The organism is Streptomyces sp. NPDC043952, assembly GCF_056435325.1.
Map to the genome: position 1 here is coordinate 1 of NZ_JBWKES010000059.1, position 22,964 is coordinate 22,964.

The window sequence follows — 22,964 nt, forward strand, 5'->3', positions numbered from 1 at the left end:
CGACGCGTCATGGACCACAACCCCCACCTCACCGTCGTCAACGGCTACGGACCCACCGAAACCACCACCTTCGCCGCCACCCACCGCATCGAGCGACCCTTCACCGCGGCGGGCCCGGTACCGATCGGCAAGGCACTCGACAACCACCGCCTCTACGTCCTCGACACCGCCCTGCGCCTGGTCCCGCCGGGCACCCCCGGCGAGCTGTACATCGCGGGAACCGGACTCGCCCAGGGTTACCTGGACCGGCCCTCGCTGACCGCCGACCGCTTCGTGGCGGACCCCTACGGGCCGGCGGGCTCCCGGATGTACCGCACCGGAGACCTGGTCCGCTGGAACAAGCAGGGCTCGCTCGACTACCTCGGCCGCGCCGACCAGCAGGTCAAGCTGCGCGGCTTCCGCATCGAACCCGGCGAGATCGAGAGCGTGCTCGCCGCCCACCCGGCCGTCGGCCAGGCCGTCGTCACCGTCCGCGAGGACCGGCCCGGCGACAAACGGCTCGTCGCCTACCTCACGGCGCAGGACGGCACGGACCTCGACACCGCGGACGTGCGGCGGCGCACGGCGGGGCTGCTGCCCGAGTACATGGTGCCGTCCGCGCTGATGGTGCTGGACGCGATCCCGCTGACCGGGAACGGCAAGGTGGACCGCAAGGCCCTGCCCGCCCCGGTGGTCGCGGAAGCCCCGGCCGGACGCGCGCCGCGCACGCCCAGGGAAGGGGTGCTGTGCGGGCTGTTCGCGGAAGTTCTCGGGCTGCCGGACGTCACCATCGACGACCACTTCTTCCACCTCGGCGGGCACTCGCTGCTCGCCACCCGGCTGGTGGGCCGGATCCGCACCGTGCTGGGGGTCGAGGTCTCCGTGGCGACCCTCTTCGAGAACCCGATCGTGGCAACGCTCGTCGAGAAGCTCGACGGCGCCGAGGCCGCAAGGCCCAAATTGCGGCCGATGCGCCGGATGGGAGCGACCAAGTGATCCCCTTGTCCTACGCCCAGCAGCGTCTGTGGTTCATCGCGCAGATGGAGGGCCCCTCGACGACCTACAACATCCCGCTGGCCGTCCGGCTCACCGGTGAACTCGACCGGGACGCGCTGAAGTCGGCGATCACCGACGTGATCGGGCGCCACGAGAGCCTGCGCACGCTGTTCCCGGACGAGAACGGGACGCCGTACCAGCACATCCTGGACGAGGCGGAGGTGGAGTTCGAACTGCCGGTGGTGCCGGCCACCGGCGAGAGCCTGGCGGCGGTGCTCGCCGAGGAGTCGGCGCAGGTCTTCCACCTCGCCGCGGACCTGCCGATACGGACGCGGCTGATCGCACTCGGCGAGCGGGAGCACGTGCTGCTGGTGGTGATGCACCACATCGTCAGCGACGGCGGCTCGACCGCCCCGCTCCTCGCCGACCTGGCCACCGCCTACGGAGCGCGCGCCCGGCGGCAGGCGCCCGACTGGGAGCCGCTGCCGGTCCAGTACGCCGACTACACGCTGTGGCAGCAGGAGCTGCTCGGCGAGGCCGACGACCCGCAGAGCACCGGCTCGAAGCAACTCGCCTTCTGGCAGGAGACGTTGGCCGGACTGCCCGAGGAGGCCACGCTGCCCGCCGACCGGCCCCGCCCGGCCGCCGCCTCCTACCGCGGCGCGCTGTGCACCGGCCGGCTGCCCGCCGAGGTGCACACCGGGCTCACCCATCTGGCGCAGGAGTCGGGAGCCACCCTGTTCATGGCGGTGCAGGCGGCGGTCGCGACCGTGCTGTCCCGCTCCGGGGCCGGGCCGGACATCGCGCTGGGCTCCCCGGTCTCCGGACGGATCGACGAGGCCCTGGACGGGCTGGTCGGCTTCTTCGTCAACACGCTCGTGCTGCGCACCGATCTGACCGGCGACCCGAGCTTCAGGGAACTGCTCGACCGGGTGCGCCGCACCGACCTGGCCGCCTGGAACCACCAGGACCTGCCCTTCGACCGGCTGGTGGAGGTGCTCAACCCGGAGCGGTCCGCGTCCCGGCACCCGCTGTTCCAGGTGATGCTCGCCTTCGGCGACGCCGGCTCGGACGCCGTCGGCTTCCCCGGCCTGCAGGCCCGCACCGAGTACAACGAGCTGCAGATCGCCAAGTTCGACCTGACCTTCGGCTTCGCCGAGCACCGCACCCGCGACGGGCGCCCCGGCGGCCTGGACATCACCATCGAGTACGCCACCGACCTGTACGAGGCCCGCACCATCGAGGCCCTCATGGCCCGGCTGCGCTGCCTCCTGGAGTCGGTCCTCACCTCGCCGGACACCCCGCTGTCCGTGCTCGACCTGCTCGGCGAGCACGAGCGCAGGCAGCTCCTCACCGAGTGGGCGGGCCCGGTCACGCGGGTCCCGGACGCGAGCCTGGCCGAGCTGTTCTCCGCGCAGGCCGCCCGCACCCCGGACGCGGTCGCGATGGTCGACGAGTACGAGGACTTCAGCTACCGCGAGCTGGACGAGCTGACCAACCGGCTCGCCCACCGCCTCATCGGTCTGGGCGTCGGGCGCGGTGACGTGGTCGCCGTCCTGATGGAGCGCTCGGCCGGGCTGCTCACCGCGCTGCTGGCGATCGTGAAGGCCGGCGCGGTCTACGCCCCGCTGAACACCACCGACCCGGACACCCGGCTGGCGCGGATCCTCGCCGACACCGCCGCCCCGGTACTGCTCGCCGACGAGGCGATGGCCGACCACCCGGTGGCCGCCGCCACCTCGGCCCGCGTCGTCGTCCTGGACAGCACCGCGGTCCCCGCGGACCTGCCCGCCACCGCGCCGGTGACCGGCATCCACCCCGGCGAGCCGGTGTACGCCATGTTCACCTCGGGCTCGACCGGCGTGCCCAAGGGCGTCGCCGTCACCCACCGCAACGTCGCCGACCTGGCCGCCCAGTCCAGGTACGCGGGCGGCGACCACCGCCGGGTGCTGTTCCACTCGCCGGCCGCGTTCGACGCGTCGACGTACGAGATCTGGGTGCCGTGGCTCAACGGCGGCACCCTGGTCGTCGCCCCGCGCGGCCACCTCGACCCGGCCGGCTACCGGCGGCTGATCGACACCCACGGCATCACCGGGATGTGGCTGACGGCGGGCCTGTTCCGGGTGATGGCCGAGGAGGCGCCCGAGGCATTCGCCGGGGTCCGCCAGGTGTGGGCGGGCGGCGACGTCGTACCGCCCGAGGCGGTGCGCCGCATCCACGAGCACTGCCCGGACACGACCGTCGTCAACGGCTACGGGCCGACCGAGACCACCACCTTCGCCGCCACCCACCGCGTCCGCCGCCCCTTCGACTATCCGGGCACCGTGCCGATCGGCGAGGCGCTCGACAACCACCGGCTGTACGTCCTCGACCCCGCGCTGCGGCTGGTGCCGCCCGGCGCGCCGGGCGAGCTGTACATCGCGGGCGCGGGGCTCGCCCAGGGGTACCTCCACCGCCCCGGCATGACGGCGGAGCGGTTCGTCGCCGACCCCTACGGGCCCGCGGGCGAGCGCATGTACCGCACCGGCGACCTGGTCCGCTGGAACCACGAGGGCTCCCTGGAGTACCTGGGCCGCGCCGACCAGCAGGTCAAGCTGCGCGGCTTCCGCATCGAACCCGGGGAGATCGAGAGCGCCCTGACCGCGCACCCCTCCGTCGCCCAGGCCACGGTGATCGTCCGCGAGGACCGGCCCGGCGACAAGCGGCTCGTCGCCTACCTGGTCGCCGCGCGGCAGGCGGCGCTGGACACGGACGAGGTGCAGCGGGAGATCTCCGCCGCGCTGCCCGAGTACATGGTCCCCTCCGCGTTCGTGGCCCTCGACGCGCTGCCGCTGACCCCCAACGGCAAGATCGACCGGCGGGCGCTGCCCGCGCCCCCGCAGAGCGCGGCCGAGGGCGGACGGGCGCCCCGCACCCCCGCGGAGGAGGTGCTGTGCGGGCTGTTCGCGGCGGTGCTCGGGCTGCCGTCGGCCACCATCGACGACCACTTCTTCCGCCGCGGCGGCCACTCCCTGCTCGCCACCCGGCTCATCAGCCGCATCCGTACCGTGTGGAACGCCGACATCACCATCCGGGACCTGTTCCGGTACCCGACGGCCGCCCAGCTCGCCGAGCGGCTCACCGCGGCGGACGACGACAGCCGGCGGCCGGCGCTCGCGCCGCGGCAGCGCCCGGAGCGGGTGCCGCTGTCCTCGGCCCAGCAACGGCTGTGGTTCCTCGACCAGCTGGAGGGCCCCTCGGCGACGTACAACATCCCGATGGCCCTGAGGCTGACCGGCGAGCTGGACGCCGACGCCCTGCGCCACGCGCTCTGCGACCTGGTGGCCCGGCACGAGAGCCTGCGGACCGTCTACCCGGTCCACGAGAACACCCCCTGCCAGCGGGTCCTGCCGGCCGAGCCGGCCGAGCTGCCGCTCACCGCCGCCACCGAGCCGGACCTGGCCGCGCTGCTGGCCGCGGAGGCCGCGCGCACCTTCGACCTGGCGGGCGAACTGCCCTTCCGGGCCCGCCTGTTCCGGCTCGGCGAGCGGGAGCACGTGCTGTCGCTGGTGATCCACCACATCGCCTCCGACGGCTGGTCCAACGCACCGCTCTTCCGCGACCTGTCCACCGCCTACGCGGCCCGCGCCGAGGGCCGGGCGCCCGCCTGGGAGCCGCTGCCCGTCCAGTACGCCGACTACGCGCTGTGGCAGCAGCAGCTCGTCGAGGAGCACGAGGAGCGCCAACTCGCCTACTGGCAGGAAGCGCTGGCCGGGCTGCCGGAGGAGGCCACGCTGCCCGCGGACCGGGCCCGCCCGGCCGCCCCCTCCAACCGGGGCGCCACGCACACCGTGAGCGCCGGCGCCCGGCTGCACCGGGCGCTCACCGAGCTGGCCCAGGACAGCGGCGCCACCCTGTTCATGGTCGCCCAGGCCGCCGTGTCCACCCTGCTCGCCCGCTCCGGCGCCGGACCCGACATCCCGCTGGGCTCCCCGGTCGCGGGGCGCGGCGACCAGCAACTGGACGACGTCGTCGGCTTCTTCGTCAACACCCTCGTATTGCGTACGGACCTGACCGGCGACCCGAGCTTCCGGGAGCTGCTGGGCCGGGTCCGGGAGACCGACCTGGCCGCCTGGGCCCACCAGGACCTGCCCTTCGACCGGCTGGTCGAGGCCCTCAACCCCGAGCGCACCGCGGCCCGGCACTCCCTCTTCCAGGTCATGCTCACCGTCGGCGACACCTCCACCGAGGCGCCCCGGCTCGGCGCGCTGGACGGGGAGTTCCTGTTCCCCTCGGCCTCGGTCGCGAAGTTCGACCTGACCTTCGCCTTCGCCGAGCACCGGGGCGCGGACGGGGCGCCGGACGGCCTGGACATCACCGTCGAGTACGCCACCGATCTGTACGACGCCCGCACCATCGAGGCGACGGCACAGCGCCTCGTACGACTGCTGGAAGCCGCCGCCGCCACCCCCGAGCTGCCGGTGGGCGAACTGGAGTTGCTGTCCGAGGACGAGCGCGGACGGGTGCGGGAGTGGAGCGGGGCGGCCACCCAGCCCCCGGCCCTCGGCCTCGACGGGCTGTTCGCCGGGCAGGCCGCCCGCACCCCCGACTCCCTCGCCCTGGTGTACGAGGAGCAGCGGCTGACCTACGCCGAACTGGACGTGTGGTCCAACCGGCTGGCCCGGCACCTCACCGCGCGCGGAGTCGTCCCCGGCAGCCTGGTCGCCCTGCACCTGGAGCGCTCCCCGCACCTGATCGCCACCATCCTCGCGGTGCTGAAGGCGGGCGCCGGATACACCGTCCTCGACCCGCAGTTCCCGGCCGAGCGGCTCACCGCCGTACTCGCCCAGACCCGGCCGTCCGCCCTGGTCACCCAGAGCCATCTGATCGCGCTGCCCACCGCGGCACCGCTGATCGACCTGACCGTGGACGCCCCCGCGATCGGCGCGCTGCCCGGCACCCCGGTGGCGACCGGCGGGCACCCGGAGGCCACCGCCTGCGTGATGTTCACCTCGGGCTCGACCGGGACGCCCAAGGGCGTGGCGGCCTCGCACCGGGCGCTGGCGGCCACCTTCATCGGTCCGGACTACCTGAACTTCGGTCCCGAGCAGACGTATCTGCAAAGCTCCCCGGTGTCCTGGGACGCGTTCGCGCTCGAAGTGTTCGGGCCCCTGCTGCACGGCGGGGTGTGCGTGCTCCAGCCCGGCCAGCACACCGACCCGCACCGGATCGCGGAGCTGGTGGAGCGCCACCAGGTCACCACACTCCAGATGTCGGCGAGCCTGTTCAACCACATGCTGGACGAGCACCCGGCGGTGTTCGCCCGCGTGCGGGAGGCCATGACGGCGGGCGAGGCGGCCTCGCCCGCGCACACCGCCAGGGCCCTGGCCGACCACCCCCATCTGCACCTGATCAACGGCTACGGTCCGGCCGAGAGCATGGGCTTCACCACCGCCCACGCCATCACCGGGGCCGCGCCCGCGATCCCCATCGGCCGGCCGGTCACCGGCAAGCACGCCTACGTCCTGGACGAAAACCTGCGGCTGCTGCCGCCGGGCGTGCCCGGCGAGCTGTACGTCGCCGGGCACGGCCTGGCCCACGGCTACATCGGGCGCCCGGCGCTGAGCGCCGAGCGGTTCGTGGCCGACCCGCACGGGGCGCCCGGCGCGCGGATGTACCGCACGGGCGACCTGGCCCGCTGGAACCAGGACGGCGCGCTGGAGTACCTGGGGCGGGCCGACCAGCAGGTCAAGCTGCGCGGGTTCCGCATCGAGCCCGGCGAGATCGAGTCGGCGCTGCTGCGGCACCCCTCGGTCGCGCAGTGCGCGGTGCTGATCCGGGAGGACCGGCCGGGCGACAAGCGGCTGGTCGCCTATGTGGTGGCCGCCGACGCCGGGGCGGACCCGGTGGACGTGGCCGAGCTGCGCCGGCACGCGGCCGCCGTACTGCCCGAGTACATGGTGCCCGGCGCGATCGTCGCCCTCGACGCCCTGCCGCTCACCGTGAACGGCAAGCTCGACCGGCGCGCCCTGCCCGCGCCGCCGGCGGCCGTGACCACCGGCGGACGGGCGCCGCGCACGCCCGCCGAGGAGATCCTGTGCGGCCTGTACGCGGCCGTGCTCGGGCTTGCCGAGGTCGGCATCGACGACCACTTCTTCCGCCTCGGCGGGCACTCCCTGCTCGCCACCCGGCTCATCGGCCGCATCCGCGCGGTCTGGGACACCCCGGTCACCATCCGGGACCTGTTCCAGCACCCGACGCCCGCCCTGCTCGCCGAGCACATCGCCGAGGACGCGGGCGGCGACCCGCTGGAGACGGTTCTGCCGATCCGGACCTCCGCCGGCTGCGACGAGCCCCCGCTGTTCTGCGTCCACCCGGTCTCCGGGATGAGCTGGTGCTACGCCGGACTGCTCAGGCACCTCGGCGACCGGCCGCTGATCGGGCTCCAGGCACGGGAGCTGACCGACCCGGCGCTGCGCCCCGCGAGCATGGCGGAGATGGCGGACACCTACCTGGCCGAGATCCGCGCGGTCCAGCCGCACGGCCCGTACCACCTGCTCGGCTGGTCCTTCGGCGGACTCGTCGCGCACGCGATCGCGGCCCGCCTGGAGGAACTGGGCGAGGAGGTGGCGCTGCTCGCCCTCCTGGACGCCTACCCGCTGCCCGACGGCTTCGCCGCCCCGGCCGTCGACGGACGAGAGGTGCTCACCGCGTTCCTCGGCACCCGCGGCGCCGAACTCGACGTGCGCTGCGCCGGGTCGGCACCCGATCCGGCCGAACTCGCCGACGTGCTGCGGCGCGAGGACCCGATCCTGGGCGCCCTGGATCCGGTCCAGGCGGCCGCGGTCGTCGAGGCCACGGCCGCGCACCTGGAGATGCGCTACCGGTACGTGCCCGAGCGGCGGTTCGGCGGCGGCGCGGTCTTCTTCAACGCCCGCCGGACGCCGGCCGCGGCCACCGGCGCCGAGTCCTGGGCGCCGTACGTTCTCGGCCACGTCGAGGAGTACGACGTCGACTGCGCGCACTGGGAACTGACCGGCACCGAGCCGCTGCGCGAGATAGGCAAGGTGCTGAACGAGCAACTGCGGGGAGTACGGCACTAGCCGCGTCCCTCCGCGAAGGCGCCCGGACCCCCGTGCCAGCGGGTCCGGGCGCTTCCGCGTGCCCGGCGCACCGCCCCGCCGCCAACCGCCCACAACCTGCCGCTGTTGCCGCCGGAGAACGGGTTTCGGCCTCCGTAGCGTGAAGGCGTCCGAAGGTCACGGCTTCACCGGCTACAGAAGGTCAAGGACATGGTGGATCATTTCGACTGGCGTGTCGGGGCAGCTTCGGCACCCGTCCATCACGGCGAGATTCTTCAGGGTGTCTTCACCGGCCGCGACGGGCTCGTGCGCGGACTGGTGACGCTGCCCTGCACCATCCACACCACTCGGGCGACCTTCACTCCGGCGTCCGGCACCGGGGTCACCGTGACACCGGACTGGAAGGGCAAGGCGCGACGGGCGGCCGAACTGGCCGTGCGGGCGGTCGTCCCGGCGGGCGCCGGCGCGGTCGGCGGCCATCTGGAGCTGACCGGCGACGTGCCGCTGTGCCGGGGCTTCGGCTCCTCCACCAGCGATGTGCTGTCCGCCATCTGGGCGGTGAAGGACGCGTTCGCCGATCCGCTGCCGCCCGGCGAGGTGGCCCGGCTCGCGGTGCGTGCGGAGACCGCCTCCGACTCACTGATGTTCGAGAACTCCACGGTGCTGTTCGCGCAGCGCGAGGGCACCGTCATCGAGGACTTCGGCTACCGGATGCCGCCCCTGCGCGTCCTGGGCTTCGGCTCGCGCCCCTCCAACCGCGGCAAGGGCGTCGACACCCTGACCCTTCCGCCGGCCCGGTACGACGAGGCCGAGATCGAGCGGTTCGCCTTGCTGCGGGACCGGCTGCGGGAGGCCATCCACATGAAGGACGTCGCGCTGCTGGGCTCGGTGGCGACGGCGAGCGCGGAGATCAACCAGCGGCATCTGCCGGTCCCCGGCTTCGACCGGATCCGGGACATCGCGCGCACCTCGGGCGCGGTGGGCGTGCAGGTGGCGCACAGCGGGGACATCGCGGGCCTCCTCTTCGACCGGGACGACCCCGAGGCCGAGGCGCGCACCGCACTGGCGCAGGACCTCCTGCGGAGCACCGGAATCGACGAGCAGTGGAACTACACCACGGGTGACTGACATGACGACGACGACCCTTCCCCAGGCCCACTCCTCGATCGTGGAGGCCACCGAGCTGCCACGCATCATCAAGGTGGGCGACAACCTCTACGCGGCCGCCTTCAGCCTGATGAAGCTGCTGCCCGCCCGCTACATCCTCGACCGGGCCGAGGCCGCCGGGGTGCTCACTCCGGGCACCCCGGTCATCGAGACCTCCTCCGGCACCTTCGCCCTGGGCCTGGCCATGGTGTGCAACCTGCGCGGCTATCCGCTGACCATCGTCGGCGACAACGCCATCGACCAGGAGCTGCGCACCCGTCTCGAAATGCTCGGCACGACGGTGGACATCGTGGAGCACACCGGGCAGCCCGGCGGCATCCAGGGCGCGCGCCTGGCGCGGGTGGCCGAGCTGTGCCGCCGGCAGCCCGAGGCGTTCGTGCCCGGCCAGTACGACAACCCCGACAATCCGGGGGCCTACGGCATCGTCGCCGATCTGATCGACGACACCCTCGGCACCGTCGACTGCCTGGTGGGACCGGTCGGTTCGGGCGGCTCGACGGGCGGGCTCGCCGCCGCGCTGCGGCCCCGCAACCCGCAGCTGCACCTGGTCGGCGTCGACACCCACGGCAGCATCATCTTCGGCACCACGGACGCCCCGCGCACCCTGCGCGGGCTGGGCAGCAGCATCCATCCGGGCAACGTGCGGCACTCGGCGTACGACGAGGCGCACTGGGTGACCGCCCCCGAGGCCTTCCACGCCACCCACGAGCTGTACCGCAGGCACGGCCTGTTCATGGGCCCGACCAGCGGCGCGTCCTTCCAGGTGGCGTCCTGGTGGGCGGAGCGGAACCCCGGCAGCACGGTCGTCATGGTGCTGCCCGACGAGGGCTACCGCTACCAGTCGACCGTCTACAACGACGCCTGGCTGCGGGAGCAGGGCATCGTCCCCGCGCCCGCCCCCGGCGGCGCCCCCGTCACCGTGGAACACCCGCTGGAGGCACCGCCGGTGTGGTCCCGGCTCATGTGGGCGCGGCGCGGCTTCGACGACGTGATGATGCCGGGGCTGGCGTCATGAACGGGCGGCTGCTGCTCCTGGTGGAGTCCAACACCACCGGCACCGGGCGGCTGTTCGCCCGCCGTGCCGCCGAACTGGGCGTCGTGCCGGTTCTGTTGAGCGCGGACACGGCCCGCTATCCGTACGCGGCCGCGGACGGGCTGCGTACCGTCGTCACCGACACCTCCGATCCGGCCGCCCTGGCGCGGGCGGCGGGCGCGCTGGCCCGCGAGGCGTCCGTCGCCGGGGTGCTGACCAGCTCCGAGTACTACGTCCCGGCGGCCGCCGAGCTGGCGTCCCGGCTCGGCCTGCCCGGTCCCTCGGCGGACGCGGTGCGCTCCTGCCGGGACAAGGCCGAGCAGCGGCGGGTGCTCGCCGCCGCCGGGGTGGGTGTGCCGGGCTTCGCGGAGGTGTCGACCGTGGCGGACGCGGTGGCGGCGGCGGACCGGCTGCCCGTCGTGGTCAAGCCGGTGCAGGGCTCGGGCAGCCTGGGCGTACGGCTGTGCGCGGACGTGGACGAGGTCGCCGGGCACGCGCGGACGCTGTTGGCGGCCACCGCGAACGAGCGCGGGGTGGCGACCCCGGCCCGGATCCTCGTCGAGGAGTACCTGACCGGCGCCGAGTTCTCCGTGGAGGTGTTCGGCACCGAGGCGGTGGTGGCCGTGGCCAAGCACGTGGGCCCGCTGCCCGCGTTCGTGGAGACCGGCCACGACGTGCCGGCGGCGCTGCCCGCGGACCTGGAGCGCGAGCTGCGGACGACCGCGGTACGGGCCGTGGCGGCGCTCGGCCTCGGCTGGGGCGCGGCCCATGTGGAGCTGCGGCTGGACGGCCCCCGCGCCAAGGTGATCGAGGTCAACCCGCGGCTGGCCGGCGGCATGATCCCCGAGCTGATCCGCCGGGCCTGCGGAATCGATCTGGTCCAGGCCCAGGTGCTGGCCGCCCTGGGCCGCCCGCCGCACCCCGAGCGCACCCTGTACGGCCGCGCCTCGATCCGCTTCCTGACCACCGACCGCGACGGCATCCTCGACCTCGGTCTCGCGCGTGTCCAGGGCCGGGCCGCCGCCGTACCGGGAGTGGTCGAGACGGTCCTGTACCGCGCCCCCGGCGAACCGGTCGGCCCCGCCGCCGACTTCCGCGGCCGGCTCGGCCATGTGATCGCGGTCGGCGACCGGTCGGCCGAGGCGGCCGCGGCCGCGGACCGGGCGGCGGCACTCCTCGCGGAGGCGATCATCCCCACCGCCGCGATCCGGGAGGAGGTGCCGGCGTGAACGGAGACCACCTGACGCCTCGTCAACCTGACTGCCGGCGACCGGCCCGCGAAGAGGCGTCGCGCGGAGGGCCGGCACACGGAGGGACGGCGCGCGGAGGGACGACACACGGAAGGACGACACACGGAAGGACGGTGCGCGGAAGACGTCCGGCCGCCGCGCCGCGCCACCCCGGCACCCCTTCCCCGCACTCCCCCGAGTGCCCGGAGAGCCGCCCGCTTCCCACCCCCGAGGACCTCTCATGACCACCGCCCCCGCACGCGACGGCGTGCACACCGGCCGACTCAGCTCGGCGCTGGACCCCGAGGCGCACGCCATCGTCTACGGCCGCAACGGGTCCGAGGACGCGGCCGATCCGCTCGGCGGAGAGCTGCGCCGGATCAGCCAGGTCGACCGCGCCCACCTGGTCATGCTCACCGAGCGCGGTGTGGTGGACCCCGAGCGGGCCGCCGCCCTGCTGCGCGCCGTGGAGGAGCTGCGCGCCGCCGACTTCGGCCCCGTCCGCGGCCGCCCGATGCCCCGCGGGGTGTACCTCGCCTACGAGGGCTGGCTGATCGAGCGGCTGGGCGACGAGACCGGCGGCATCCTGCACACCGGCCGCTCCCGCAACGACCTCAACGCCACCACCGCCCGGCTGCGCACCCGCACCCCCTACCTCGCCCTGCTGGACGCCGTCGACCGGCTCGCCGACGTGCTCCTCGACCGGGCCGAGCGGTACGCGGACGTCACCATGCCGGCGTACACCCACGGCCAGCCCGCCGTGCCGATCACCTACGGGCACTACCTGGCGGCGGTGGCGGGTGCGGTGCTGCGCTCCTACGGCCGGCTCCTGGACGCGGGACGCCAGTTGGACGTCAACCCGCTGGGCGCCGGTGCGATCGGCGGCACCTCCGTCCCGGTCGACCCCGAACGGACCGCCCGGCTCCTCGGGTTCACCCGGTCCGCCCCCAACTCCGTGGACGCCGTGGCCTCCAGGGACTTCGCCCTCGATCTGCTCGCCACCTCCGCGATGCTCGGCGTCACCCTCGCACGGGTCGCCCGCGACCTCGGCTTCTGGACCTCGGAGGAGGCGGCGCTGCTGCGGGTCGCGGACACACTGGTCGGTTCCAGCTCGATGATGCCGCAGAAGCGCAACCCGTTCCCGCTGGAGCACATCCAGGGCCGCTCCACCGCGAGCCTGGGCGCCCTGGTGAGCGCCGCCTCGGCGATGACCACCGCCGGCTACACCAACGCCATCGCCGTCGGCACCGAGGCCATGCGCCACCTGTGGCCCGGCCTCGGGGACACCACCGACGCGGTGACGCTGCTGCGGCTGGTGGTGGCGGGCACCGAGCCGCGCCCCGAGCGGATGGCCGAGCGCGCCCGCGACGGGTTCACCGCGGCGACGTACCTCGCGGAGCGCCTGGTCGCGGACGGCATGCCGTTCCGCGCCGCGCACCACCGGGTCGGCGAGACCGTGCTGGCCGCGCTCGACTCGGGGCGCCCGCTCGCGGAGACGGCCGGCTTCGGAGGCGATCTGGACCCCGCCGAGGTGGCCGCCGCCTGCGCCCACGGCGGCGGGCCCGGCAGCGACGGACTGCCGCCGCTGCACCGGGAACTCGCCGCCCACCGCGCCGAGTCGGACGCCCGCCGCGGACGCTGGTCGGCCGCGGAGGAGCTGCTCCGCGAGGCCGTACGGAAGGTCGCCGGCGAACCGGCCGCGGCGGAGCCGCCCCGCGAGCCCGTACGGAAGGCCGCCGGCGAACCGGCCGCGGCGAAGCTGCCCCGCGAGCCCGTACGGAAGGTCGCCGGCGAACCGGCCGCGGCGAAGCTGCCCCGCGAGCCCGTACGGAAGGTGGCCGGCGCATGAGCCAGGACGTCTGCCCCGCCGAGGCCACGGCCCCCGCCCCGGCCCGGCCGCCGCTGTCCCGCAACCGCGACTTCCGCCTGCTGTGGTTCGGCGAGACCACCAACCGGGTCGGCATCAACATCACCACCGTGGCGATGCCCCTGGTCGCCGTGGTCACCCTGAACGCCAGCACGCTCAGCGTGAGTGTGCTGGCCGCCGCGCCCTGGCTGCCCTGGCTGCTGATCGGCCTGCCGGCCGGCGCCTGGGTGGACCGGATGCGCCGGCGCCCGCTGATGCTGGTGTGCAACCTCGCCTCGGCGCTGCTGCTCGCGAGCGTGCCGGTGGCCGCCTGGCTCGGCGCGCTCACCATGACGCATCTGCTGGTGGTGGCGCTGCTCAACGGCCTGGCGGCGGTGTTCTTCGGGATCTCGTACAAGGTGTACGTGCCCTCCATCGTCGACCGCGACCAACTCCAGGAAGCCAACGCCAAGCTGACCGGCAGCGAGTCGGTCGCCCAGATGGCCGGCCTCGGCGGCGGCGGTCTGCTCGCCCAGGGTTTCGGCGCGGTCTACGGCCTGCTGGTCAACGCCGGCACCTTCCTCTTCTCGGCGCTGTGCCTGCTCGGCATCCGCGGCCGGGAGGCCCCGCGCGACCCCGTACGCGAGCGCACCCCGCTGCGCCGGGAGATCCGCGAGGGGCTCCAGCACACCGTCCGCGACCCCTATCTGCGGGTGCTGACCGCCTACGGCACCGTCACCAACCTGCTGCTGTCGGCGTACCAGGCGATCCTGCCCGTGTTCATGATCCGTCTGCTCGGCGTGCCGGAGGGCGCGACCGGCTGGCTGCTGGCCTCCGCCAGCGTCGGCGGCGTCCTCGGCGCGGCCGGTGCCAAGCGGGTGACCGCCCGCTGGGGCACCGCACGCGGGCTGCTGGCGGCCACCGCCACCACGGCCCCCTTCGCTCTGCTGATCCCGATGGCGCACAAGGGACCGATGCTGGCCGCGCTCGTGGCCGGCAGCGCCCTGCTCGCCCTCGGTGTGGTGCTCGCCAATGTGATCCAGGGCGCGTTCCGCCAGCGGTACTGCCCGCCCCGGCTGCTCGGCCGCATCACGGCCTGCATCTCGGTGGCGAACTTCGGTGCCATTCCGCTCGGTTCTCTGCTCGGCGGCGTGCTCGGCACGGCGCTCGGGCTGCGGCCGACGCTGTGGCTGCTGACCGCCGGACTCGCGGTCACCCCCCTGTTACTGCTGATCGGGCCCCTGCGCGGCAGGCACGACCTGCCCTCCGCGCCCGGTGGTTCATGACTCCCGGTCGGCTCCTTCGAGTACGAACAGGAGAGACCCCGTGGAAGGAACACTGCCGTGGGTCGCCCGTGAGCTGCCACCCCCCGGCTCACTCGACCTCTGGCTCCTGAGGGTCTCGGATGTCACCCCCGGCATCCTGGACGAGGCGGTGCTCGACGCGACCGAGCGCCGGCGCGCCGCCGCCTTCATGCACACGCCCGACCGCATCCGGTTCACGGCCGCGCATGTGGCACTCAGGCGGCTGCTCGGGGCGTATCTGCGCCGCCGCCCCGAGGAGATCCACTTCGGCCGGGACACCTGCCCCTGCTGCGGCGGTCCGCACGGCCGGCCCACCGTGCTCGGCGCGGGCCGCGACGATGTGTTCTTCTCGCTCTCCCACCGGGGCGACCTCGCCCTCGTCGGTACGGCGCCCGCGCCGATCGGCGTCGACGTGGACCTGGTGTCGGACCAGACGGCCACCGCCGAACTGGCCTCGATGCTGCACGTGGCCGAGCAGGAGGAACTGGCCGCCCTGGCACCGGCGTTGCGGCCCCGCGCACTGGCGCGGCTGTGGACCCGCAAGGAGGCCTACCTCAAGGGCCTCGGCACCGGACTGGGACGCGATCCGTCCCTCGACTACGTCGGTACCGGAGCACCGGGCGGCCCCTACCCGCCGTCCGGCTGGACCCTGCTGGACGTCCCGGTGGACCGGGGTTACGCGGCGGCGGTCGCGGTGCGCGGCGAACTCGCCGGACCCGGCCCGACCGTCACCCGGCTCGCCGGTCCGCAGGCCGCCGCCCTGGTCCGCGCGGCCCCGCCCGCGCTGCTGACGGGAGGCACCCCGGTCTGACTCCACACGGCGCCCCGCTCACTCCACCACCCCTACGAACTCCGGGAAGCAAGCATGTCAACCACCGTGCAAGAGGTCCCCGCGGCCCGCCTGCCGCGGGTGCGCGCCGCCGACGAACCGATGACCGGCGCCCGGTCGCTGATCCGCGCCCTCGAAGAGGCGGGCGTGGACACCGTGTTCGGGATTCCCGGCGGATCGATTCTGCCGGCGTACGACCCGATGATGGACTCGGCTCAGATCCGCCACATCCTGGTCCGGCACGAGCAGGGCGCCGGACATGCGGCGGCCGGCTATGCGCAAGCCACCGGAAAGCCTGGCGTCTGCATCGCGACCTCGGGGCCGGGCGCCACGAATCTGGTGACGCCGATCGCCGACGCGTACATGGACTCCGTACCGCTCGTGGCGATCACCGGCCAGGTGTCGTCGAAGGCGATCGGCACGGACGCCTTCCAGGAGGCGGACATCGTCGGCATCACCATGCCGATCACCAAGCACAACTTCCTCGTCACCGATGCCGCGGACATCCCCCGGACCATCGCCGCGGCCTTCCACCTGGCCGCCACCGGCCGCCCCGGCCCGGTCCTGGTCGACATCACCAAGGACGCCCTCCAGGCGCGCACCACCTTCGCCTGGCCCCGGTCGGCGCAGTTGCGCGGCTACCGCCCGCGGACCCGCCCGCACCCCCGGCAGGTCCGCGAGGCGGCCCGGCTGATCGCCGCGTGCGCACGTCCCGTGCTGTACGTCGGCGGCGGCGTCCTCAAGGCCGGGGCCACCGCCGAGCTGCGCGACCTCGCCGAACTGACCGGCCTGCCGGTGGTCACCACGCTGATGGCGCTCGGCGCCTTCCCCGGCAGCCATCCGCAGCACCTGGGCATGCCCGGCATGCACGGCGACGTGTCCGCCGTCGCGGCCCTCCAGAAGGCGGACCTGATCATCGCCCTCGGCGCCCGCTTCGACGACCGCGTCACCGGCAGGCTGGACAGCTTCGCGCCGGGCGCCAAGGTCGTGCACGCCGACATCGACCCGGCGGAGATCTCCAAGAACCGGTACGCGGACGTGCCGATCGTCGGCGACGCCCGCGAGGTGATCGCCGCGCTGGCGGCCGCCGTACGGGAGGCGGGCGGCGCCGGTGACTACGGCGCCTGGTGGCGCTGCCTGAACCACTGGCGGGACACCTATCCCCGCGGCTACGACCTGCCCCGCGACGGATCGCTCTCCCCGCAGCTGGTCATCGAACGCATCGGCCGGCTCGCCCCCGCGGGCACCCTGTTCGCCTCCGGCGTCGGCCAGCACCAGATGTGGGCGGCGCAGTTCCTGCCGCACGAGGAGCCGGGCACCTGGTTCAACTCCGGCGGCGCCGGGACGATGGGCTACGCGGTCCCGGCCGCGATGGGCGCGCAGGCCGGCCGGCCCGACCGCACGGTGTGGGCGATCGACGGCGACGGCTGCTTCCAGATGACCAACCAGGAACTGACCACCTGCGCCCTGAACGGCATCCCGGTCAAGGTCGCCGTCATCAACAACGGCAACCTCGGCATGGTCCGCCAGTGGCAGAACCTTTTCTACGGCGCGCGGTTCTCCAACACCGTGCTGCACGGCGGCGCGACCAACGCCGCGACCGGCTCCACCCGCGGCGTGGGCTCCGCGGCCCACCGGGGCACACGGGTCCCGGACTTCGTCCTGCTCGCCGAGGCGATGGGCTGCGTGGGGCTGCGCTGCGAGTCCCCGGACGAACTGGACCAGGTCATCGACAAGGCCAACTCGGTCACCGACCGTCCGGTGGTGGTGGACTTCATCGTCCACGAGGACGCGATGGTGTGGCCGATGGTCCCGGCCGGAACTTCCAACGACGACATCATGGCCGCCCGTGACGTACGTCCCGACTTCGGCGACGCCGCGGACGACTGAGAGGACCCTCCGACATGTCCCAGCACACGCTCTCCGTCCTGGCCGAGAACACCCCCGGCATCCTGGCCCGGATCGCCGCCCTGTTCTCCCGCCGCGGCTTCAACATCGACTCGCTCGCCGTGGGCACCACCGAGCACCCGGACCTCTCCCGCGTCACGATCGTCGTCCGCGTCGACGACGAACTCTCCCTTGAGCAGGTCACCAAGCAGCTCAACAAGCTCGTCAACGTGCTGAAGGTCGTCGAGCTGGAGACGTCCTGCGCGGTCCAGCGCGAACTCGTCCTCGTGAAGGTCCGTGCCGACCACGCCACCCGCTCGCAGATCCTGGAGATCGCCGGACTCTTCCGCGCCCGCACCGTCGACGTCGCGCCCGAGGCGGTGACGCTGGAGGCCACCGGCGCCGGCGACAAGCTCGACGCGATGCTGCGGATGCTGGCGCAGTTCGGCATCAAGGAGCTGGTCCAGTCCGGCGCGATCGCCATCGGCCGCGGCTCCCGCTCGCTGACCGAACGCGGCCTCCGCGAGACCCGCCCGCTGCCCCTCGCCCCGACCGCCCGAACCGCCTGAGCACCCACCCTTCCGCCCCACCATCACAAGGAGATTCCCGACCATGGCCGAGCTGTTCTACGACGCCGACCTGTCCATCATCCAGCACCGCAAGGTCGCGGTCATCGGCTACGGCAGCCAGGGCCACGCGCACGCCCTGTCGCTGCGCGACTCCGGTGTCGATGTCCGGGTCGGTCTGCACGAGGGCTCGAAGTCCAAGGTCAAGGCCGAGGAACAGGGCCTGCGCGTGGTCACCCCGGCGGAGGCCGCGGCCGAGGCCGACGTCATCATGATCCTGGTCCCGGACCCGATCCAGGCCCAGGTCTACGAGGAGTCCATCGCCGCCAACCTGAAGGACGGCGACGCGCTGTTCTTCGGCCATGGCTTCAACATCCGTTTCGGCTTCATCAAGCCCCCGGCCGGCGTGGACGTCTGCATGGTCGCCCCCAAGGGTCCGGGCCACCTGGTGCGCCGCCAGTACGAGGAAGGCCGCGGCGTGCCCTGCATCGCCGCCGTCGAACAGGACGCGAGCGGCAAGGCCTTCTCCCTCGCCCTCTCCTACGCCAAGGCGATCGGCGGCACCCGCGCCGGCGTCATCAAGACGACCTTCACCGAGGAGACCGAGACCGACCTCTTCGGCGAGCAGGCCGTGCTGTGCGGCGGCACCGCCGCCCTGGTCAAGGCGGGCTTCGAGACCCTGACCGAGGCCGGTTACCAGCCGGAGATCGCCTACTTCGAGTGCCTGCACGAGCTGAAGCTGATCGTGGACCTCATGTACGAGGGCGGCCTGGAGAAGATGCGCTGGTCCATCTCCGAGACCGCCGAGTGGGGCGACTACGTCACCGGCCCGCGCATCATCACCGACGCCACCAAGGCGGAGATGAAGAAGGTCCTCGCCGAGATCCAGGACGGCACCTTCGCCAAGAACTGGATGGACGAGTACCACGGCGGCCTGAAGAAGTACAACGAGTACAAGAAGCAGGACTCCGAGCACCTGCTGGAGACCACGGGCAAGCAGCTGCGCCAGCTGATGAGCTGGGTGAACGAGGAAGCCTGACCACTGAAAACGGGGCCGGCCTCTTACCTCGCCGCCAGGCCCCGTTCCGGTGGTATCCGGTCAGACTTTGAAGCGGAATGCCTGCGGGCTGATCCTGACCTGTGGCGGAGTCCTCTCCATGGCCCCGACCGGGGGTTTCCTCGTGGGCATACGCCGGCTCCCGGCGGCCGCTTACGGGTGTCCTGCGGACTGGCTGCGGACTGGCAGAGGGCTCCGAGCCGCGAAATCCCTGGCACACCCGCGCGGCCTGCAAGGAGACTGCGCAGGTGAGCGACTCCTACCCCTGTCCCTGCTGCGGGTACCGCGTGCTGGACGCGATGCCCGGCTCGCACGAGATCTGCCTCGTCTGCTTCTGGGAGGACGACGGGGTCCAGTTCCGCTGGCCCACCATGAGCGGCGGCGCGAACAGGGTCTCCCTGATCGAGGCCCAGCGGAACTACCAGGACTTCGGCGCCTGCGACGAACACGGCCGGCGGTACGTCCGCCCTCCGGCCGACGACGAGCCTCTCGACCCCGCCTGGCGCCCCATCGATCTGGCACAGGACTCCTTCGAGGACTGGGCGGCCGAGGACCGCGCCCCGTGGCCCGCCGACCGCTCGGTGCTCTGCTGGTGGCTGCCCACTTTCTGGCGCCGGGACCACCCATGACCCCCCACATCGAGAGACTCATCCAGCAGCTCGACGACTCGACCGGCCCGTCGTACGACGCCCGCGCAGAACTGATCGGCATCGGCTCCGACGCCATCCCAGCCATCATCGACGGACTGCCCTCCCTCAACGGCTTCGGTCAGCTGACCGCCATCGAGGTCTTCGAAGAGGTGGCGGACCCACGCTGCGGCCCTGCTCTGATCGCCCTCCTGGGCAGCGACGACTGCACCGCCCGAGAATGGGCGGCGGTGGCCTTGGCGAGCCTGAAGATCGACGGCGCGGTCGAGGCCATGCGCCGCGCCTATCGCGCCTGCATGGAACGGGCGACGCCACCGGACGGGAGCGAGCCGGAAGGCATCCGCTGGGCCCTGACCGAACTCGGCGCCCGCACCCCCGTCGTCCCGCCGCTCACGGCGCGCCTACGACCCACCACTGCGGACAATACCCCCGGCTGGCCTTCAGCCCACTTCACCGAGATCATCAACGACCTGGCCGACCACGCGCAGGTGATCCTCTACTCCCAGTTCTGGCGAGTGGACGCCGGTGGCACATACGGCGTCCCCGCCCCCGCCCTGGACTGGGAACTCGACTGGACCGCGCCCTGGGAGCACCTGGTCGAGGAGTCCCGCACATGGTCCCTGCTGGAAGCCTCCGAAGCCCCCCGCCGGCGACGACATCTTCGTCGCCCCCACCTGGATCGACCGTACCGACCTATACCCGGAGAGGTGACCGATGCCATCCCAGCACCCCGAGGAGATCGGCTACGGCTACGTCATCGAGCGCTACGCGGCAAGAAAGGACTCAGGCCACGCGCGCTACCTTATCCTGAAAAGTGGTCGATTCCTGCGGCCCGAATGGCCTCACGCCGAACGTTTCGCCCATCACCTCATCGACGACTCGGCCATCATCACCGATGCCGAGCTGGAAGCCCTCCTCGGCTACGAATGGCGCTCACGCCTCACCGCCGCCTGGCTGATCGGCGTAGGCCGACGCGCCACGTTCCGCGAACGCATCGGCGACCTGCTCCTGGCCAGCGAATTCTGCCTCTCCGGCAGCGCCTACTGCTTCGCCCTGGCCCGCTTCGGCACCCACGCGGACGCCGAGATCCTCACCGCCTACCTCGACCATTACCTCCCTCGCACCGACCTCCGCTACGACCAGCCCGCAGCCCTCGGCGCCCTCCTCCGCCTCGACGCCCACCTCGGCACCCACCATGCGGACCGCTTCACCGAGCCTGACGGTCTCTGGGACCAGTGGGTCAATGCCCTGGCCCACCTCCGCGACCACCCCGCCTACACCCCCGTCGAGCGTCGTCGCCGGACTGACTTCCAATGCGACTTCGCCGACGGCTGGACCCGGCCGTAGCCACAGCCGCCTGACTTCGGCTACGTGAAGTCCGCGTACGCCATGTGCTGGCCGCAAGTGCGGCACATGAAGAGGCAGCCGCTGAGCTGCAGTACGACCTCCGACTCACTGCCGCGCAGCAATCCGACGCGAAGGCAGGTAAGCACCCGACTCCCCTCTGTAGCATCATCTGACCAGGTGTTAGCAGCCCACACAGAGACACTGGGGGGTCGGACGAGGGATGACGAGCACGCCGAAACCAGCGCAGCCGATCAGCCCAGCCGCCTACGGGGCCCTGGCCGGCGCGCTCAAGTCGATCTTCTGGTACAAGCGCGACCTCGAACGATTCATCCGCTTGTGGGCCACGGACCATCCTTCACTGCTGGCCCACATGGACTTCAGCGGCTACAAATGGGCAACCGCAGATGAGTTCGTGGACCGCTTGATGGCAAATGAGCGCCAATACCACGACCTTTCACTTCGGATGATGGCGGAGGTTTCTCAGCTGACGAGCTTCCCTGCACTGAAACGGCACGAGAACGCCGAATCACTGATCGCCGAAGCAAGGGAAGCGGTCGACCATCTCAGGAGGCTGGTGGACCGCCAGCGCGTTGCCCACGAGCAACAGTCGCAGTTCGATGATGAGCTTCTCACGTACCGTGCTGTGGTGGAGGCCCAGCAGGGCTTTGAAGCTAAGCTTGCCACTCTTAGAGAACGCTTTCTCGAACTGGAGCGCATGGATAATCGCCAGCAGGCAGGCAGGCTCTTCGAGCCCTTCCTGAACGACGTCTTCAGGCTGTTCGACATGGAACCGCGACTGTCATACAGTCTGGAGTACGAGCAAATCGACGGCTCGCTCACCTTCGACACGGACGACTACATCGTTGAAGCCAAGTGGTGGCAGGAGGCGATCCAGCCCCACCACCTCTACAGCTTCAATGAAAAGGTGAGGCGGAAGGGGAAAAATTCACTTGGAATCTTTATCAGCGTAAATGGATTCACTAGCGGAGCCCGAGAAGCGTACAGGGAGAGTACGCCGTTCCTGACGATGGAGGGGCTCGATTTCTTCTACGTTCTCGACGGGCGCCTCACGCTCGACGAACTTTTGCGACGCAAGAAGCGTCACGCAAATGAGACCGGGAGCTGTTACTTTCCAGCCACGATGTTCCCGGGCGAATAGCCGAATCAGCCTGTCGCCGTCAAGCCAGAGACGACGCGGTGACGGTGATCAGGCCGTACCCACCGCCAAGACGCTCGTCGGCCGCGCCGAAGGCCGCGGTGTCTGCCGTACGACCCATGTCCTCCGCGCCGACCAGGGACGTACCGGTGCGGGCGCGAAGCATGCGGGCAGTGGCTGTCGACCGATGCCCAGCCACCGGTCGACGAAGCGGCGTAGCCGCTCCCCGCGCGCTGGCCGAAGTCAGCACGCTGCGGGCTCTGCGCGGACCACAAAGGCCGCCCAACCCGCTCCACCGCGGGTCGGACGGCCTTTCGGCAGGCGGATCAGACGTTGAACCTGAACGCCGTGTACGGGGCTCTTACCTGCGGATATGTATCCTCTGAACGGGTCATCCCAGCACCATCCCAGCGCAGGCGCTTCATCCCTGCACAGTGTTCCTCTCGGCCACCGGTAGGGGCACCGGCGAGAGGCGTCCGACCACCCCGCTGCAACGGGCGCTTCATGATGACGATAAGCCCGTTTCGACATCGGCCCCGATCATTGCCTAATCGCCTTGGCGGCCCGCCGGGCCCGTGCACCACGTCACCAGGGTCCACTGGGCGCAGCCTCACCCCCGTGGGCCATAAGAGCGACGGCATGGCGGCGCCCCACGGTGAGCTCCCGCACTGCCGCAGGCCAGATGAGCTCCATGGCAACAAGGACTGCGACCACGACTGCCTGCGGCGCTGGCTACGCGGGGGGCATGGCCCCGCACATCGTCTGCTAGGACCTGTCTGATAATCGATCTTATGGTGGGTCGTGGTGAGCTGACGGATGCGGCGTGGGAGCGGATAGCGCCTTTGCTGCCGGGTGTTGAC

General features: G+C 72.2%; 15 protein-coding genes. 14 read left to right on the forward strand and 1 reads right to left on the reverse strand.

Annotated features, from left to right (window positions below; genetic code table 11):
* The 14 genes from AC069R_RS33390 to AC069R_RS33455 form a co-directional block, all read left to right on the forward strand.
* Positions 1-975 (forward strand): non-ribosomal peptide synthetase (locus tag AC069R_RS33390; protein WP_478770453.1); only part of this gene is annotated, 975 nt, incomplete at its 5' end.
* The gene (locus AC069R_RS33395; RefSeq protein ID WP_478770454.1) at positions 972-8,057 is read left to right on the forward strand and encodes an amino acid adenylation domain-containing protein; all 7,086 of its coding nucleotides are present in this window, start codon (positions 972-974) and stop codon (positions 8,055-8,057) included. The genes AC069R_RS33390 and AC069R_RS33395, both read left to right, overlap by 4 nt.
* A gap of 189 nt (positions 8,058-8,246) precedes the next feature.
* Positions 8,247-9,164: a GHMP family kinase ATP-binding protein gene (locus tag AC069R_RS33400; RefSeq protein WP_478770455.1), complete on the forward strand. Its 918-nt coding sequence runs from the start codon at positions 8,247-8,249 to the stop codon at positions 9,162-9,164.
* Position 9,165: 1 nt separating this feature from the next.
* A complete protein-coding gene (locus AC069R_RS33405; protein ID WP_478770456.1) occupies positions 9,166-10,218 on the forward strand; it encodes a PLP-dependent cysteine synthase family protein in 1,053 nt (350 codons plus the stop codon).
* Complete coding sequence (locus AC069R_RS33410) at positions 10,215-11,465, forward strand: ATP-grasp domain-containing protein (protein WP_478770457.1); 1,251 nt, start codon at positions 10,215-10,217, stop codon at positions 11,463-11,465. Before AC069R_RS33405 ends, AC069R_RS33410 begins: the two co-directional genes overlap by 4 nt.
* Before the next feature lie 241 nt (positions 11,466-11,706).
* The gene (gene argH, locus AC069R_RS33415; protein ID WP_478770458.1) at positions 11,707-13,314 is read left to right on the forward strand and encodes an argininosuccinate lyase; all 1,608 of its coding nucleotides are present in this window, start codon (positions 11,707-11,709) and stop codon (positions 13,312-13,314) included.
* A complete protein-coding gene (locus AC069R_RS33420) occupies positions 13,311-14,597 on the forward strand; it encodes an MFS transporter (protein ID WP_478770459.1) in 1,287 nt (428 codons plus the stop codon). Before argH ends, AC069R_RS33420 begins: the two co-directional genes overlap by 4 nt.
* A gap of 40 nt (positions 14,598-14,637) precedes the next feature.
* Positions 14,638-15,426 (forward strand): 4'-phosphopantetheinyl transferase family protein, encoded by a 789-nt coding sequence (locus AC069R_RS33425; RefSeq protein ID WP_478770460.1) that lies wholly within the window; start codon positions 14,638-14,640, stop codon positions 15,424-15,426.
* Positions 15,427-15,480: 54 nt separating this feature from the next.
* A complete protein-coding gene (locus AC069R_RS33430) occupies positions 15,481-17,334 on the forward strand; it encodes an acetolactate synthase large subunit (protein WP_478770461.1) in 1,854 nt (617 codons plus the stop codon).
* A 14-nt stretch (positions 17,335-17,348) separates the two neighbouring features.
* Complete coding sequence (gene ilvN / locus AC069R_RS33435; RefSeq protein WP_478770462.1) at positions 17,349-17,900, forward strand: acetolactate synthase small subunit; 552 nt, start codon at positions 17,349-17,351, stop codon at positions 17,898-17,900.
* Between the two features lie 43 nt (positions 17,901-17,943).
* The gene (gene ilvC, locus AC069R_RS33440; RefSeq protein WP_478770463.1) at positions 17,944-18,936 is read left to right on the forward strand and encodes a ketol-acid reductoisomerase; all 993 of its coding nucleotides are present in this window, start codon (positions 17,944-17,946) and stop codon (positions 18,934-18,936) included.
* A 266-nt stretch (positions 18,937-19,202) separates the two neighbouring features.
* Positions 19,203-19,583, forward strand: a complete 381-nt coding sequence (locus tag AC069R_RS33445) for a CPCC family cysteine-rich protein (RefSeq protein ID WP_478770464.1) — start codon at positions 19,203-19,205, stop codon at positions 19,581-19,583.
* Positions 19,584-20,315: 732 nt separating this feature from the next.
* Positions 20,316-20,948 carry a DUF6000 family protein gene (locus tag AC069R_RS33450; RefSeq protein ID WP_478770465.1) on the forward strand — a complete coding sequence of 211 codons (633 nt, stop codon included), beginning with the start codon at positions 20,316-20,318 and terminating at the stop codon, positions 20,946-20,948.
* A gap of 220 nt (positions 20,949-21,168) precedes the next feature.
* Positions 21,169-22,107, forward strand: coding sequence for a restriction endonuclease (locus tag AC069R_RS33455; RefSeq protein ID WP_478770466.1), 939 nt, complete (start codon positions 21,169-21,171; stop codon positions 22,105-22,107).
* Between the two features lie 19 nt (positions 22,108-22,126).
* Here the strand turns inward: AC069R_RS33455 and AC069R_RS33460 are convergent, their stop codons facing one another.
* The gene (locus tag AC069R_RS33460; RefSeq protein WP_478770467.1) at positions 22,127-22,270 is read right to left on the reverse strand and encodes a hypothetical protein; all 144 of its coding nucleotides are present in this window, start codon (positions 22,268-22,270) and stop codon (positions 22,127-22,129) included.
* Between the last annotated feature and the right edge of the window lie 694 nt (positions 22,271-22,964).

Excerpts from the sequence above, each read along its gene's own strand:
- AC069R_RS33400 (WP_478770455.1), top strand. The coding sequence starts at position 8,247 with ATGGTGGATCATTTCGACTGGCGTGTCGGGGCAGCTTCGGCACCCGTC.
- AC069R_RS33405 (WP_478770456.1), top strand. The coding sequence starts at position 9,166 with ATGACGACGACGACCCTTCCCCAGGCCCACTCCTCGATCGTGGAGGCC.
- AC069R_RS33410 (WP_478770457.1), top strand. The coding sequence starts at position 10,215 with ATGAACGGGCGGCTGCTGCTCCTGGTGGAGTCCAACACCACCGGCACC.
- argH (WP_478770458.1), top strand. The coding sequence starts at position 11,707 with ATGACCACCGCCCCCGCACGCGACGGCGTGCACACCGGCCGACTCAGC.
- AC069R_RS33420 (WP_478770459.1), top strand. The coding sequence starts at position 13,311 with ATGAGCCAGGACGTCTGCCCCGCCGAGGCCACGGCCCCCGCCCCGGCC.
- AC069R_RS33430 (WP_478770461.1), top strand. The coding sequence starts at position 15,481 with ATGTCAACCACCGTGCAAGAGGTCCCCGCGGCCCGCCTGCCGCGGGTG.
- ilvN (WP_478770462.1), top strand. The coding sequence starts at position 17,349 with ATGTCCCAGCACACGCTCTCCGTCCTGGCCGAGAACACCCCCGGCATC.
- ilvC (WP_478770463.1), top strand. The coding sequence starts at position 17,944 with ATGGCCGAGCTGTTCTACGACGCCGACCTGTCCATCATCCAGCACCGC.
- AC069R_RS33450 (WP_478770465.1), top strand. The coding sequence starts at position 20,316 with ATGCCATCCCAGCACCCCGAGGAGATCGGCTACGGCTACGTCATCGAG.
- AC069R_RS33455 (WP_478770466.1), top strand. The coding sequence starts at position 21,169 with ATGACGAGCACGCCGAAACCAGCGCAGCCGATCAGCCCAGCCGCCTAC.
- AC069R_RS33460 (WP_478770467.1), bottom strand. The coding sequence starts at position 22,270 with ATGCTTCGCGCCCGCACCGGTACGTCCCTGGTCGGCGCGGAGGACATG.